This window comes from uncultured Paraglaciecola sp., assembly GCF_963977085.1.
Classification (GTDB): domain Bacteria; phylum Pseudomonadota; class Gammaproteobacteria; order Enterobacterales; family Alteromonadaceae; genus Paraglaciecola.
This window is the reverse complement of the sequence record NZ_CAXBNC010000002.1, coordinates 210,137-226,055: the sequence shown is the minus strand read 5'-3', so window position 1 is coordinate 226,055 and position 15,919 is coordinate 210,137. Positions and strand designations below refer to the sequence as shown.

General features: G+C 38.6%; 12 protein-coding genes. 11 read left to right on the top strand and 1 reads right to left on the bottom strand.

Annotated features, from left to right (window positions below; translation table 11 throughout):
• Nucleotide 1: 1 nt before the first annotated feature.
• From AAC000_RS03525 to rmf, 9 genes are all read left to right on the top strand, one after another.
• The gene (locus AAC000_RS03525) at nt 2-223 is read left to right on the top strand and encodes a DUF2835 family protein (protein WP_339720149.1); all 222 of its coding nucleotides are present in this window, start codon (nt 2-4) and stop codon (nt 221-223) included.
• Nucleotides 224-788: 565 nt separating this feature from the next.
• Nucleotides 789-5,627, top strand: coding sequence for an NAD-glutamate dehydrogenase (locus tag AAC000_RS03520; RefSeq protein WP_339720147.1), 4,839 nt, complete (start codon nt 789-791; stop codon nt 5,625-5,627).
• A gap of 137 nt (nt 5,628-5,764) precedes the next feature.
• The gene (pyrD, locus tag AAC000_RS03515) at nt 5,765-6,772 is read left to right on the top strand and encodes a quinone-dependent dihydroorotate dehydrogenase (RefSeq protein WP_339720145.1); all 1,008 of its coding nucleotides are present in this window, start codon (nt 5,765-5,767) and stop codon (nt 6,770-6,772) included.
• A gap of 116 nt (nt 6,773-6,888) precedes the next feature.
• Nucleotides 6,889-7,413, top strand: coding sequence for a cell division protein ZapC domain-containing protein (locus tag AAC000_RS03510; RefSeq protein ID WP_339720143.1), 525 nt, complete (start codon nt 6,889-6,891; stop codon nt 7,411-7,413).
• 145 nt (nt 7,414-7,558) lie between these two features.
• The gene (gene rlmKL, locus AAC000_RS03505; RefSeq protein WP_339720141.1) at nt 7,559-9,658 is read left to right on the top strand and encodes a bifunctional 23S rRNA (guanine(2069)-N(7))-methyltransferase RlmK/23S rRNA (guanine(2445)-N(2))-methyltransferase RlmL; all 2,100 of its coding nucleotides are present in this window, start codon (nt 7,559-7,561) and stop codon (nt 9,656-9,658) included.
• A 15-nt stretch (nt 9,659-9,673) separates the two neighbouring features.
• Nucleotides 9,674-9,907, top strand: coding sequence for a glutaredoxin family protein (locus AAC000_RS03500; protein ID WP_339720140.1), 234 nt, complete (start codon nt 9,674-9,676; stop codon nt 9,905-9,907).
• The gene (locus AAC000_RS03495) at nt 9,904-11,805 is read left to right on the top strand and encodes an ABC transporter ATP-binding protein (protein ID WP_339720138.1); all 1,902 of its coding nucleotides are present in this window, start codon (nt 9,904-9,906) and stop codon (nt 11,803-11,805) included. The genes AAC000_RS03500 and AAC000_RS03495 overlap by 4 nt, the downstream gene beginning before the upstream one ends.
• A gap of 61 nt (nt 11,806-11,866) precedes the next feature.
• Nucleotides 11,867-13,603, top strand: coding sequence for a DUF3466 family protein (locus tag AAC000_RS03490; protein ID WP_339720136.1), 1,737 nt, complete (start codon nt 11,867-11,869; stop codon nt 13,601-13,603).
• 408 nt (nt 13,604-14,011) lie between these two features.
• A complete protein-coding gene (rmf, locus tag AAC000_RS03485) occupies nt 14,012-14,188 on the top strand; it encodes a ribosome modulation factor (protein WP_339720135.1) in 177 nt (58 codons plus the stop codon).
• A gap of 58 nt (nt 14,189-14,246) precedes the next feature.
• Here the strand turns inward: rmf and fabA are convergent, their stop codons facing one another.
• Nucleotides 14,247-14,765: a 3-hydroxyacyl-[acyl-carrier-protein] dehydratase FabA gene (fabA, locus tag AAC000_RS03480; RefSeq protein ID WP_339720134.1), complete on the bottom strand. Its 519-nt coding sequence runs from the start codon at nt 14,763-14,765 to the stop codon at nt 14,247-14,249.
• A 127-nt stretch (nt 14,766-14,892) separates the two neighbouring features.
• Here fabA and AAC000_RS03475 point away from each other — a divergent pair, with 127 nt between their 5' ends.
• The gene (locus AAC000_RS03475; RefSeq protein WP_339720133.1) at nt 14,893-15,144 is read left to right on the top strand and encodes a hypothetical protein; all 252 of its coding nucleotides are present in this window, start codon (nt 14,893-14,895) and stop codon (nt 15,142-15,144) included.
• A gap of 1 nt (nt 15,145) precedes the next feature.
• Nucleotides 15,146-15,865 carry a heparan-alpha-glucosaminide N-acetyltransferase gene (locus tag AAC000_RS03470; protein ID WP_339720132.1) on the top strand — a complete coding sequence of 240 codons (720 nt, stop codon included), beginning with the start codon at nt 15,146-15,148 and terminating at the stop codon, nt 15,863-15,865.
• Nucleotides 15,866-15,919: the final 54 nt, after the last annotated feature.

Here is a 15,919-nt window from a genome sequence, read left to right as displayed (position 1 = left end):
AATGCAGACCTTTTATTTTACCCTGTCGCTCAAATATGAATTGTGTGAGCAGCTTTATGTACCCGGTATAAATTCTGTTGTTATGCAAGCTGATAATGGCAAAAGGATCCAGTTGCCAGTAAAAAACTTAAGACCCCATGTTAGCCCTATTGGCATAAAAGGGCGATTTAGATTGATGATTGATGAAAACAATAAAATCAAAAGTTTTGAGAAGATTGCGTAGCAGTAAATAGTTAATAATCCCCCTTAAAATAGGGGGATTATTAACCCTTATTTGATGCTGTGTTATTCCCCAGAATTGAGTTGCACCAAGGGCAAGACTATTTTTCCATTTTAAAAATTTCTATTTTATTGGTTTAACCTATCTATGAACTAGACCTTCGATTCGCATTTTAAAACACGCTAAACATTGCTGTCATATAACGATCCAACCGACTCTAATTCTGTAAAACCCTACAACCCCCTTGTATACGCTGTAACCTCATACTGAGTCGCACTTTGTTACGAAAAAATATTTGCATAAATATTAAGTTATTTTCGGGCTAGTACCGGTGTTTTTGACTTTTTTATGCGGTGAATTTGCATAGCTATTAATTTTGTTAAAATTAAGTAAATATAAGTCTTTTATTGCGTGATAATTTTAGCGAGAATGAACCATAAAATACAAAAAACTGTATATATCTCAGTCTTTTGTCTAATCTAAGTAGGGCTAACGTTTAAAAGGTTAGTATGCTTGATAATGACAAATTTTCCTACCACTCACATGTTACAAAAGAATGGACAAACACATGACGGTTGCAGATAACCAACATTCAATTCTACTAGAAAATGTCTTTAAATTAATTAATAAAAAAGTGGCTCCTGAACGAGTTGAACAAGTGACAAATTTTTCAAAGATATTATTTAAAAATATTGCCCGTGACGATTTGGATAATCGCAGTGAAGATAATTTGTACGGGGCAACGTTAAGTTTGTGGAATCAATTTATTGATTATAAAGGTGAAGCTCCTTTTATTCGGGCATTTAATCCAGCAATAAGTAAACATGGGTGGCAATCAACCCACACTATAGTTGAAATCATTGTTACTGACATGCCGTTTTTAGTGGATTCGGTGCGCATGGCACTCAATAAAATGGGGATAACCGCACACTTGTTGTTGCATTGTCCAATTGATCTCAAGCGTGATAAACAACATTCATTTGTGGCATTTGAAGACACTAACAGTGCTAAAAAAGAGAGCATTAGACAAACTGTTTTCATGATTGAAGTGGACAGACAAACCTCAAAACTTGCGTTAACACAACTGACTGAAGAATTAATGTCAGTGGTTAATGATGTGTCGGTTGCCGTGGAAGACTGGCAGCCAATGCGCGCTAGACTAAAAACAATCATTGACGAGTTTGAAAACAGTAATTGCCCAATTACTGCTGAAGAGAAAAAACAAACCGAAAACTTTTTGGCATGGTTATATGATCATAATTTTACTTTAATGGGATACCGCTCCTATAGTGCCAAAGGTATAAAAGGAGACTACCGATGGGTAGCCGATAACGATTCTAGCTTAGGATTGATGAAAAACTCTAAAACTGACCGTGAAAGGGTATTGTCAAATATTCCTCCGTCAGCACGAGAAGAAGCCTTAAGTAACAATCCATTGATGCTGACAAAAACGAACTCTCGCTCTAGGGTGCATCGTCCAGCCTATTTGGATTACGTGGGTATTAAACGTTTTAATGATGAAGGTAAGGTCATAGGTGAAGACAGGTTTATCGGTCTTTATTCCGCGTCATTTTATAATAGTAGCGCTACACAATTACCTGTACTGCAGGATAAAATTAATGCGATTTCTAAATTGTCTGGTTTTGATCCCGATTCACATGGACATAAAGCCTTTTTAAATATTATTGAAACCTATCCTAGAGATGAATTATTGCAAGGCAGCGTAAAGGAACTTGCGCAAATTATTTTGGGTATTTTCCAAATGCAAGAACGCGGAATATCTAGGTTGTTCGCTCGTAAGGATGTATTTGGAAGGTTTATTTCCTGTTTAGTCTTTGTTCCAAGGGAACGCTATAACACTCAGTTACGAAAAGATACTCAGATTCTTCTTCAACAATCATTTGCCAGCGAACAAGAAGTTGAATTTACCACTTATTTTTCAGAGTCTGTATATGCTAGAACGCATTACATTGCCAGAGTGAAAAACAACAACGCGGATTATAATGTGAAGGAAATCGAGAAAAACATCATAGAATTAACTAAGAGCTGGGATGACAGACTAGCCAATACAATTCGTTCTAATCATGGTGAAGCAAAAGGTAAAAGGCTCGAACAGAGATATGTCAATGCTTTTCCTAGTAGTTATAAAGAATATAATTTGCCAAGCGCAGCCTTAGTCGATATCGAAAAGCTCGAGTTGCTTAACACAGAACATACTTTAGATATGTTGTTTTATCGCCCTCAAGAAGAAGGGCCCGAAAGTAAAGCGGTGCGCTTAAAACTCTTTCACAAAAATGAGCCTATCCACTTATCTGCCGTATTACCTATGTTAGAAAACTTTGGTTTACGAGTCATAGATGAAAGTCCTTATAAGATCAGTCCCAATGAAGAGCAAGTTAACTGGATTATGGATTTCTCGATGTTGCATAACACCAGTAACGATATGGATATGGAGCGAGCTCAAACGTTATTTCAAACCGCTTTCTCAAAAGTTTGGTACAAAGCGTTAGAAGACGACCCCTTTAACCGTTTAGTCTTAGGTGCTGGGTTAACGGGTAGAAATGTGACTATTTTGCGCTCATACGCTAAATATATGCGTCAAATTGGTAGTTCATTTAGCCGTGATTATATTGCTAATACACTGGCTAATTATCCAAATATTGCCAGGCTACTGGTTGAATTGTTTCATCAAAAATTTGATCCAAATGCTAAGCGCAGTAATAAATTAGAAGAAACCACGCTTAATTCTATTAAAGAACAATTAGAAAACGTGTCTAACCTAGATGATGACAGGATCATACGTCGTTATCTGGATTTAATTTTGGCTACGCTGCGCACTAATTTTTATCAAAAAGATGAGCAGGGTAATGAGAAGTCTTATGTTTCATATAAAATGTTACCTGAGCTTATTCCTGAAATGCCCTTGCCTAGACCTAAATTTGAAATTTTTGTGTATTCGCCTCGTATTGAAGGGGTGCATTTAAGAGGTGGGAAAGTCGCCCGAGGTGGCTTGCGATGGTCTGACCGCCAAGAAGATTTTAGAACTGAGATTTTAGGACTAGTAAAAGCCCAACAAGTAAAAAACACTGTGATTGTGCCTGTGGGTGCAAAAGGTGGTTTTGTTTGTAAAAATTTACCCATGGACCAAGGACGTGAAGCCTTCCAAAAAGAAGGTCAAGAGTGCTACAAAATCTTTATCCGTAGTTTACTAGATATCACCGATAATATAGTCGAAGGCAAAGTGGTGCATCCTAAAGAGGTGGTCAGATTAGATGAAGATGACGCCTATTTAGTGGTGGCAGCAGATAAAGGAACGGCCACTTTCTCTGATATTGCTAATGGTATTTCAGAAGAGTTTAATTTCTGGTTAGGTGATGCCTTTGCTTCGGGTGGTAGCATTGGATATGACCATAAAAAAATGGGGATTACCGCAAGAGGCGCGTGGGAGTCTGTAAAACGCCATTTCAGAGAAATGGGCAAAGATTGCCAGAGCAGTGATTTTACTTGTGTTGCAATAGGTGACATGGCGGGGGATGTTTTTGGTAATGGAATGTTGTTATCGACTCATACTAAGTTAATTTGTGCGTTTAACCACTTGCATATCTTTTTTGACCCTAGTCCAAATATAGAAACGACTTATAAAGAACGTAAACGTTTATTTGAAAACCCCTCTCTGAGTTGGGACGATTATGACCGTAAACTTATTTCTAAGGGCGGGGGCATTTTCAACCGTTCAGCTAAGTCTATAAAGTTAACCACAGAAATGAAAAAATGGTTGGGGACTAAACAACAAACTATGACTCCAAACGAACTTATCCATAATGTATTAAAGATGCCTGTTGATTTACTTTGGAATGGCGGCATTGGCACTTATGTTAAAAGTACTAAAGAAAGCCACGCCCAAGTTGGTGACAGAGCCAATGACGATGTGCGAGTTAATGGTAACCAGTTACAAGCCAAGATAATTGGTGAAGGTGGTAATTTGGGCGCGACGCAACTCGGACGCATCGAATTTGCTGCTAATGGTGGCAAGGTCAACACTGACTTTATCGATAATGTCGGTGGCGTGGATTGTTCAGACAATGAAGTCAATATTAAGATCTTACTTAATTCATTAGTCAATGCCGGTGATTTAACGGTTAAGCAGCGCAACAAAATTTTATATGACATGACCGATGAAGTGGGCGATTTAGTTATTCAAGATTGTTATCGCCAAACAGAGTCCATATCTATATCCGCGTTAGGTGGGGTTGGTCAATTAAGAGAACAAATGCGCTTTATTCATGGACTAGAGCGAGAAGGATATTTAAATAGAGAGTTGGAATTTATTCCAACTGATGACGAAATTTCAGACAGATTAGCGAAATCATCTGGTTTAACCAGACCTGAGTTATCGGTATTGATTGCCTATGGAAAAATGGTCATGAAAGAGCAATTTAATGTTGCATCTATTACTGATAATCCATATCACGGGCAATTGTTGATAGAAGCCTTTCCTAAAAAGTTACAAGAGAACTTTTCAGTGCAGATGCAACAACATCCACTTCGAAGCGAAATCATAGCCACAAAATTAACGAATAACATCATTAATGATATGGGCATGAATTATGTCTTTAGGATCCAAGAAGAAACAGGCGCCGCCATTGATGAAATAGCAACGGCTTATGCTGTTGTTAAAGGCATTTTTGGTATGCAAAGTTTATGGGATGATATTGAGGATTTAGATAACAAAATATCCTCAGAAGTACAATTGCGTATGTTAGATAGTATGCGAAGAACGATGCGTCGGGCGTCTCGCTGGTATTTACGTCATGGTAGTAAAACCCTTAGTATTCAAGATTCAATTGCTAGTTATCGTTCTACCTTTGATGATCTTTTTGCCAATATTCAAGACTATTTGGTAGAAAGTGAATACCATCAACTTGAAAGTTTGAGTCTAGAATTGACCTCTGCTGGTGTACCGGACGCAATTGCCTATCGGGTTTCTTCACTTAGCAATATGTTCCCTTGTATGGATTTAGCACAAATCGCCGAAACAGAGAAACGAGACATTAAATTAGTGTCTAACTTGTACTTTAAGTTAGGTTCAAAACTCGAATTACATTGGTTCTTGTCACAAATAGATGGACAAGCCGTGAGTAATCATTGGCAAGCTTTGGCCCGAGCTTCTTACCGTGAGGAGCTTGATTGGCAACAAAGATCTATTACTACAGTGCTGTTGGCAGGCGATCCAAAGAATAAAGATGCAGAATCGATTCTAAATAATTGGATGGACAATAACCAAGTCTTGCTCGATCGCTGGTATCATATGATGTCTGAATTTAAAACCAGCAGTACACATGAGTTTGCTAAGTTTTCAGTTGCTCTTAGGGAGTTAATGCTGCTAAGCATCAACGCCAACAGCTGATAATTGCACCTAGTGATTTAGGTCCAATGCTCATACCACCTCATAATGCGCCGTTCGAAGTGGTATGAGGATTTGTTTAACAACGCCCTGGTTTTCGTTAATACGTGCCGGGGCTTTTTTATGTTTAAAGAGAAATTATGTATCCACTTATCCAAAAATTATTATTTACCCAAGATGCCGAATGGAGTCATGACTTCACTATAAATTGGCTTAAACGCACTCAAAATACCTTATTAGATTGTGTATATAGGCAAAATTTAGCCGATAAACCAGTGCAAACATTGGGTTTAACCTTTAAAAATCCTGTGGGGTTAGCTGCCGGTTTAGATAAAAACGGTGAGTGTATTGATGCCTTTGCCGCTATGGGTTTTGGTTTTATTGAAATAGGCACAGTTACACCTAAGCCACAACCTGGTAATGACAAACCAAGAATGTTTCGTTTACCAGAAGGGCAGGCCATTATTAACCGGATGGGATTTAATAATAAGGGAGTCGACTATCTTATTGAAAATGTTAAACGCGCAAAGTACACCGGTATTTTAGGAATAAATATTGGTAAAAATAAAGACACACCGGAAGAGCAGGCACTGCAAGATTACCTGATTTGCCTTCGAAAAGTGTACAACTATGCGAGTTATATCACAGTCAATATTTCCTCGCCGAATACTCCTGGATTAAGAAATCTTCAGCACGGTGAAGCATTAGATGAGCTTCTAATGGGACTTAAAACAGAGCAACAATTATTAGAAATTAAACATAGTAAATATGTGCCGATCCTCGTTAAGATCGCTCCAGATCTAACGGACCAAGAAATTGTCGACATGTGCAATTCTCTGATCAACGCGAAGATCGATGGAGTCATAGCAACCAACACAACTTTAGATAGAACTGAAGTGTTGGGACAACAAAACGCACAAGAAATGGGAGGCCTTAGCGGTGCGGTGTTGTGCTCTAAAAGCCAAGCGGTTACTGAGAAGATATGCAAATTGATCGCTGGTAGAATGCCGGTTGTAGGGGTAGGGGGTATTCACTCCGCTGACACGGCAAAGGCAAGGATCAGTGCCGGATCAAGCTTGATCCAAGTCTATTCCTCTTTGATCTACCAAGGGCCAAAAGTGATCAAGGAGATCATTAATTCCATATAATGATCTTGTCCAGATCTGCTTCTTTTATACTAAATAAATAGGTAATAAATCACCCAAAGGCTAGAGACATATGTTAATTTTTTAGCCTTTGTTATTTATTGAGTTTATGGTCGTATATGCTTCAACCCATGTCAGATTGGTATTGGTTTTCTGAAAATAGTCAACTTATGTTGTCTATGGGAAAAGAGTGGCAGTGTACAACGGCATATGGGCAACAACACATTATAGATTTGCCAAAATCTCATCAGTTATTTAATTTATCCGATACTGAATATTATTTGTCCTTTGCCAATCATCTACTTGCCAGTGGTGCACAATTTTCTGATGCACAGCTTACTCACATCTTAATTAATGCCACAGCTGCAATAATGTTTCATAAACCAGTGGCGCCAAAAAGCTGGTTTTTTGATGAAGTTGAGTCATATGGTTTCCACCATCGCCTAGCCAGAGTTTCCAATAAGTTTAATTCAGGTGTTGTATTGGTGTTGACCGATGAACATTCTTTGGCGACTTGTATGTTGATTTCCTCGAAACTACAGCTAAACGAAAACAAATTTTTAAGGCAGTTTGAATTAATTAAACTCGCAAAAAACCGTCTTGAACCTTTACTGTCAGAAGCCAGCTCTCAACTGACCGCATAATTTTTATAATTTTGCAGCTGTAAATAATCTTGTAAATATCTCCTACCTATTAAATATCGATTAAACATGCGCTTAGCTGTCATTTACCGTATAATCGCGCCCGTTTTAATCAATGAGTAACTTGAGTCACACAATGAGCCAAACCATGTTCGAATTTTTAATCACTACGTCTAAGGGCTTAGACGGAATGCTATTGGAAGAAATAGCAAATATATGCCCAGACGTGGCACTAAAATCTAAACCCGGACAAGTGTTGTTTAGCGGTGAACTTGCTGACGCCTATAAAGTGTGTATTTGGTCTCGTTTAGCAAACCGGGTGTTAGTAAAACTAGCTGAAGGTGAAGTCAATAGTGCAGACGATGTCTACAAAGTAACAGATCAAGCAAACTGGCCCAGCCATTTTGGTGTAAAGGATACCTTTATGGTCGACTTTACTGGTACTAATCAGAGTATCAATAATACTCAGTTTGGTGGCTTAAAAGTCAAGGATGCCATAGTCGACCAATTTTCCACTTTCTTTGATGAGCGTCCATCAGTCAGTAAAATTTTACCTAACATCAGAGTGCAAGCTCGCATGTGGCGAAGCATTCTTGGTGTGTATATTGATTTAACAGGTCAGAGCCTACATCAAAGACATTATCGAGCTAAAACTGGTATAGCACCCGTGAAGGAACATTTGGCCAGTGCCATGTTAATCAGAAGCGGCTGGTTTAAGCATACCCAAGCACCACTTATCGATCCCATGTGTGGTTCTGGGACCATTGCTATCGAAGCTGCAATGATAGCTTCAAATATTGCACCTGGGTTAAAACGTCAATCTTGGGGATTTAATGCGTGGAAACAACATGATAAATCTACCTGGAATAAATTAATTGAAGAAGCGGAGCAGGCTATAAAGCCCCATGAAGGTGTGATTTGGGCCAATGATATAGAAAGCTCAATAATTACAGTGGCCAAAGAAAACGCCGCAGCCGCTGGTGTGGCAGATTTAATCAAATTTAGTCAACAAGACGCTTGCCTTCTTCCCGCTACAGATTTACCCAGTGGATACATAGTGAGTAATCCGCCCTACGGTGAAAGATTAAGTGAAACAACGCAACTTATTCCAGTGTTTCAAAAATGGGGAAGTTGGTTAAAGCAAGAATTTAAGTCGTGGCATTTGTCTTTGTTAACATCAGATCGTGATTTATTGCGTCAATTGAAGTTAGCGGCCAAAAAAGAATACAAATTGATGAACGGCAAATTAGAATGTTCATTAGTTAATTTTGAATTAGATGAAAAAAACTGCCAAGTTCGAGAAAACAAAACCGTTAACAATGATTTTGCTAATCGCCTAACTAAAAACTTGGTGAAGGTCAATAAATGGTTAAAAAATCAAAATACCAATTGTTATCGAATATATGACGCAGATCTACCTGAGTACAATGTGGCCGTGGATAGATATGCCGATTATCTCGTAGTGCAAGAGTATTCAGCTCCCAAAGATATACCTGAACAAAAAGCCAAGAGACGCGTTCAAGAAGTCATGATGTCTTTACCCCAAGTCACGGGCATTGATGCAAATAAGATTATTCTTAAGGTGCGAGAGCAACAAAAAGGTAAAAACCAATACCAAAAAGTCTCGCAGCGCAAAGAAACCATCGAAGTGTTCGAAAATGGTGCAAAATTTCAAGTCAATTTATATGACTATTTAGATACAGGGTTATTTTTAGACCATCGCGTCACCCGTCAATTAATCCAAAAGAAATCTAAAGGAAAAGATGTTCTTAACTTATTTGCTTACACTGGCAGTGTATCTGTACATGCGGCTTTAGGTCGTGCCAAATCGGTGACAACAGTCGATATGTCCAATACCTACATTGACTGGGCGAAAGAAAATTTCAAGATTAATAACTTAACTGGGGCTTACGAATTTATCCAAGCCGATTGTTTGACGTGGTTAAATCGTCATAATGGTAAATATGATTTAATGTTCATTGATCCGCCGTCTTTTTCTAACTCTAAACGTATGGAAGGGACTTGGGATGTGCAAAGAGATCATGTTGCGTTAATCACAGATGCCTTAACTTGCCTCAATCCAGGTGGTGAAATCCTGTTTTCCAACAACTTGCGTCAGTTTAAGTTAGACGAAGCAGCGTTAAATGCTTTGGGGTTAAAGGTAAAAGATATTTCCAAACAAACTCTGCCAGAAGATTTTCAGCGCAATCCGAAAATACATCATTGTTGGTCACTTGTTAAACAGTAAGGTGTGTTAGATTTTATGAGTTTAATTTTGTATACCGGTCAGGGCTGTTGTCTTTGCGAACAAGCCGAGGCTTTACTTAAAGAAGTAGATACACGCGCGGCATCGACAGTTAAAAAAGTGGATGTGCGTGCCAGCTCGGATTTGTATCATTTATTTGGTGCGCGTATTCCGGTTTTATTCCGCGAAGACAATAATAGTGAATTGCCTTGGCCATTCGATTCTTTTCAATTAGGTGAGTTTTTACGTTGAGTTTATTGCAGTTAAAAAATGCCAGTATCATCCTTGGTCATCCTCCTTTATTAAATGGTATTGAACTAGTCATTCATCCCGGTGAAAGATTATGTTTAGTCGGCCGCAATGGTTGCGGAAAGTCCACCTTGCTGAGAGTCATTGAAGCAGATATCAAACTAGACGACGGTCAACGTTTGATAAACAAAGAAGTGAAAATTTCTCGATTACCACAGGATCCTCCGGCAAGTGTGCAGTGCACTTTGTTTGATTATGTGGCAGAAGGATTGGCTGAAGTAGGCGAGTATCTAAAAGGATATTTTCATACCGCAGATTTGGTCGCTGAAGACCCGTCTGATGCCAATATGGCCAAGTTGGAATTCTTTCAACAACAACTTGACCATCACAATGGTTGGCAGCTAGAACAACGTATCCAGCAAGTGTTAACTAAACTTCAACTTGATCCTAACCAAGAACTCAGTAACTTGTCTGGTGGCTGGAGAAGAAAAGCAGCCTTAGCCAAAGCCATGGCAAGCGAGCCAGATATTTTGCTGTTAGACGAGCCAACCAACCACCTTGATATTGATATGATCAAATGGTTAGAAGACGCCATTATAGGTTATGCAGGGGCTGTAGTATTTGTTAGCCATGATAGGGCGTTTATTCGTAGAGTCGCCAGCCGTATAATTGATTTAGACCGTGGAAACTTGGTGAGTTATCCTGGTAATTATCAAGCCTATCTTGATCAAAAAGCCCATGACCTAGAAGTGGAAGAAGCGCAGAATGCGTTGTTTGATAAAAAGTTAAGTATTGAAGAAACCTGGATCAGACAGGGTGTTAAAGCACGTCGTACTAGGAACGAAGGACGAGTGCGAGCACTTAAAGCCTTAAGAACTGAACGCTCTCTCAGAGCTAACAAATTAGGCACAGCTAAGGTAAGTGTAAGTGAGTCTAAGAGTTCAGGGAAAATCGTTTTTGAAACTGAAAATTTACATTACACCATTGCTGATAAACTCATTGTTGAGTCGTTAACTACCACTATTCTCAGAGGCGAAAAGTTAGCCTTAGTGGGTCCCAATGGTTGTGGCAAGAGTACCTTGATTAAGCTGTTTTTAGGGCAATTGTCCCCAACATCCGGAATAGTTAAATCAGGCTCAAAACTTGAAGTGGCTTATTTTGATCAGCATCGAGACCAATTAGATGGCGAACTTAGAGTCATAGACGCTATTGCTGATGGTAGAAGAGAAGTGACAATCAATGGTAAAACAAAACATGTCATGAGTTATCTACAAGACTATTTGTTTACGCCAGAACGAGTCAATTCACCAGTGAAGTCCTTATCTGGTGGTGAAAAGAATCGCCTATTGTTAGCTAAATTAATGTTAAAGCCGAGTAATATTCTTATTCTAGATGAACCGACAAATGACTTAGACGTAGAAACCTTAGAGCTGTTGGAAGACACTATATGCAATTATCCAGGAACGGTTATTTTAGTTAGCCATGACAGGGAGTTTGTTGATAACGTAGTGACATCGAGTTACTTCTTCGAAGGTAAGGGTAAAATAAGAGAGTTTGTCGGTGGTTGCACTGATATCAGCGATTGGTACTCACAGCAAATACCTCAAAAAGTGGCGACAGTTGCAACTAAATCGCAAACTCAGAGTCCTAAAAGCATTTCACCGGAAGTAAAAGGTAAAAAGTTATCATATAAGCTGCAACTTGAATTAGAATCTTTACCTTTGAAAATTGAAACCCTTGAAAATCAAGTTAAAAATTTACAAGAATTAGTCAATGCTCCTGACTTTTTTAGCCAAGGCGCATCAAAATCAGACCCAGTGCTTGCAGATTTAGCGGAGGCTGAAAAGTTGCTAAACCAAAGTTATGAAAGATGGGATGAAATTGAAGCTATGAACGAATAGCAGATGACAAAATATAACTATAACAACTTAACATATTAGTAGTAAGTAGGATTAATTATACATGACTAAAACAAGGCTAGCCGCCGCATTATCTTTAGCCCTTTTAGTGGCACCTGTTAGCCAAGCGGCTAAGTACACGGTAGTTGAATTACCTGTTACTGACGAAGGGCGAAATAGCTTCCCCAGCGCAATCAACGAAGATGGCAATATAACGGTAAATGTTAAATCGCCATTCAATATTCCCATAGATCTAGATTTATTAGACTTTGAATCAGATACGTTGGTCGCACTATTAACTGATGTGCAAGCAGCGAGTAATGGCGATTTTAATAGCGTTGATTATCAACTGCTACTGGCGTTGATAGGTTCCGCAGATGGATCACAAAGTGCCCAACAAATTGCCAATACCGTCAGCTTTTTAGCCACTGAAAATGAAACAAATTATATCACTGGTTTTGATGAGCTAATCGACCAAAGCAATCAATACTCCATTTCTACCAATACTACTGTTAGAGATATTAACAATGCAGGTATGAGTGTAGGTGGTGGCGAAGGCTTTTATAATAAAGTTGACTATACCTTGGACGATGGTGACGACGTCACCTTTGTTGTTCATGAATTTGGCACCCGAGGATTTGTTAGTCTCGGTAATACAGTAGTGGATTTGCCGGCACCAGAAATAATTGCCGGCGGTTTTAGTGATGCCTTTGGCATTAATGAAAGTAATCAAGTTGTTGGTTACGGTACAACTTCATTTTTATCTGACGCCTTAGAAACAGCTGTCACTGACTGTGAAGATGAAGAATTAGTAGATGATGATGACTCGGATAGCACCGATTTTCCATCAAGAGGTGACGTGCCTATTGAATCTTGCATCAGCAGTGTGGTGAGTACTTTTACTAGCTCAATTACTTCCTATGCACAACTGAGAGGTTTGATTTGGCAATTAGACGACCAAGGTAACTTGTTAGACACCAAAGAACTTGGTTTACTTTTTGAACCAGAAGCTGACGATACTAAGATTTATAGTAGCCAGGCAATTGCTATTAACGACAACGGTATAGCAGTGGGTATTTCAAATGGTGAATACACTGAAAGTGATGTGACTGTTATTCGTAACTACGCTGTAATATATGATGGTGACGAAGTTATTAATTTAACACCGGATCCAGAACGCATTGTTGCTAGGACTTCTGTCACTATTAGTTCAGCGAACGATATCAATAACGATAATTTAGTAGTGGGTTATCAAAGAAAATCTATTAATGGAACCAATAGAAAAAAGTTTTTTGTTTACGATATGAACTTGTCAGAGTTAACTTTCCCAGATGATTTTTTCTTAGGTTCTTCTAGTGAGGCCCTAGATATAAATAATAATGGCTTAGTAGTGGGTTATGGCGAAGTGGATGCATCATTAACTGGTCGTAGAACAGAAGGTTTTTTATATGATCATGTCTCCAAAGAATTTAATGGCATGCAAAGCCTAGTGGGTTGTGATTCACCTTATACTATAGTGCAAGCCAATAGCATCAACGACAACAATGAAATTGTGGCCACTGCCTTGTATAGAGGCCCATCAAAAGATGCAAGCGGGGAGGTCATTCTCGATACAGACGGCAGTGAAATAATAGTCGACTTAGTTAAGGCGATTAAATTGGTACCAATTGTTGGTGGCGAAACTGAATCATGTGAAACACCTGATGAAATTAATAGAGATAGACAAGGGGCTAATCTTTCTTGGATTTTAGGTTTGGGTTTGTTGTTATTAGGTTGGAGACGTTTTAAAAATTCAATCTAACTTGATTGCGTTTCGACTTTAACTAACCCGCCTCTTGGCGGGTTTTGTTTTCTTAGAGCCTTAAAGGCTCTAAGACGCAGCTTTTGACACTACGCTATAGGATGTTGGAGCAGCAATCAGGTTAATTCTTTATACATAACTTTCCCCGTCATTTGTCGCTAATTTGATTTCCCTCTCTCCTTTGAAGACAATAAACTGCCGTTAATTGTATTATTACAAATAGTCTTAAATCGGCGAGTTTATATACAAATTTAGTTTATGGGCAAAAAACACATTTATTCAAACAGTTAATAAATGTCAAATAATATAAGTGACATTTACTATTGAACCAATCATCAGTATCCACTATCTCTATTACGTGGCCATTAAGTCACTACGGGTAATTAATCATTCAAAAGAGGAAACTCAATGAAAAGACAAAAGAGAGATAAACTTTCAAGGGCGCATTCTAAAGGTTACCAAGCAGGCATTACAGGTCGTTCAAAAGAGAACTGCCCATTTCATACATCAAATACAAGATCTGAATGGTTAGGAGGGTGGCGAGAGGCCATCGGTGATAGAAATATCGGACTAATTAGTCGTTAAATACCAATACATAAGCCCCAATTTTTGGGGCTTTAATACGTTTAAACTTCGATTTTAATTAAAAACTACTGGTATCTTGAAATAAACCTACTTTTAAATCTTTTGCTTGGTAAATCACTCGACCGTCAACTGCTACTGTTCCGTCACCTAAACCCATAAACAGTTTACGTTTGATAACACGTTTTAAGTCAATCCGATATGTAACTTTTTTAGCTGTAGGTAACACTTGACCAGTAAATTTCACTTCACCCACACCTAAGGCTCTACCTTTGCCTGGTCCACCAGACCAGCCTAAGAAAAATCCAACCAGTTGCCACATAGCGTCTAATCCGAGGCAACCTGGCATCACAGGATCACCGGGAAAATGGCACGCAAAAAACCATAGGTCCGGTGTAATATCTAGTTCCGCTACAATATAACCTTTGTCATGCTCGCCGCCGGTTTCATAAATTTCTACAATGCGATCCATCATTAACATGTTTGGTGCAGGAAGCTGGCTATTTCCAGGGCCGAATAACTCCCCTGTGCTACAAGATAAAAGTTCTTCTTTGGTGAAACTATTTTGTTGTACTGTCATTCTATATACTGCCTAATTATTCTGAGGAGGGTAATTTAGCGAACAGTTGTACGCTAAACAACTCTGAACAGTGATATATTTCATCTTTTGAGCAATTTAAACCTAAACAAATGATTATTTGAATGATATGACCCAAATTAAACGCAGTGCTAACGCTGAAAAACAAAAACGCTTCAGGGAAAAACAAAAAGACAAAGGTAAAAAACAGGTAAGGGGATATGTCACGCCTCAAGCAATGGACTGTTATTCAGAGTTATCTGATAAAACCGGTTGGACAGACAGTGAAATGTTGTCAAATGCGTTACGCATAACCTATGCGGCCTATAAATGCGGGCAAATTAAGCTTTTAAATGAATGGCTTAAGGATCACGATAAGTAAAATGGGCAATAATACAATTATTCAGAAAAGTAGAATCTATGAAATTGATTTACTTCGCGGCTTAGCCATTGTTCTGATGGTTATTTTCCATTTTAGTTATGACTTAACGATATTTGGATGGGCCTATTTCAGCACCAGTGAAGATCTTGAATGGAGAGTTTTTAGGGCGATTATTGTTAGCTGTTTTTTGTTGGCGGTAGGAATGAGTAGTTATTTAGCCTACCAAAAACCTGTCAATAAAGAGAAACTAGCAAAAACAGTCGCTAAACTGTGTTTGGTGTCGCTGTTGATTACTATAGGTAGCTTGCTATTAGATCCTAAAACCTGGGTGTACTTTGGGATAATACATTTTATTGCGGTGGCGTTACCTGTCTCAGTCTTATTTGTCCGTGTTCCTAACCTTGCATTAATCATTGGTGTTATCAGTCTAGCGGGTTATTGGACTACTATCTTTGACTTATACTGGCTTTGGGAGTGGAGTGTTTTAAACTTAGGGATACCGACGTACACAGTGGACTTAGTTAGCTTTTTCCCCTGGATAGGTGTGGTATTAATAGGCGTATTTGTGATGCACAGCGAGATGTTTCACATAAAAGTCAAGCCAAGTGCCATTGCAAATAAACTCGTATTTTTAGGGCAGCATTCATTGATTATTTACCTAATACATCAGCCTATTTTATATGGCTTATTTGGTCTCACAGACCTCATTCTCGGCCGTTAAATTCAAGCAAAAAGATAAATTGGTTTTCGCCAATTTATCTTTTATTAATCTAGC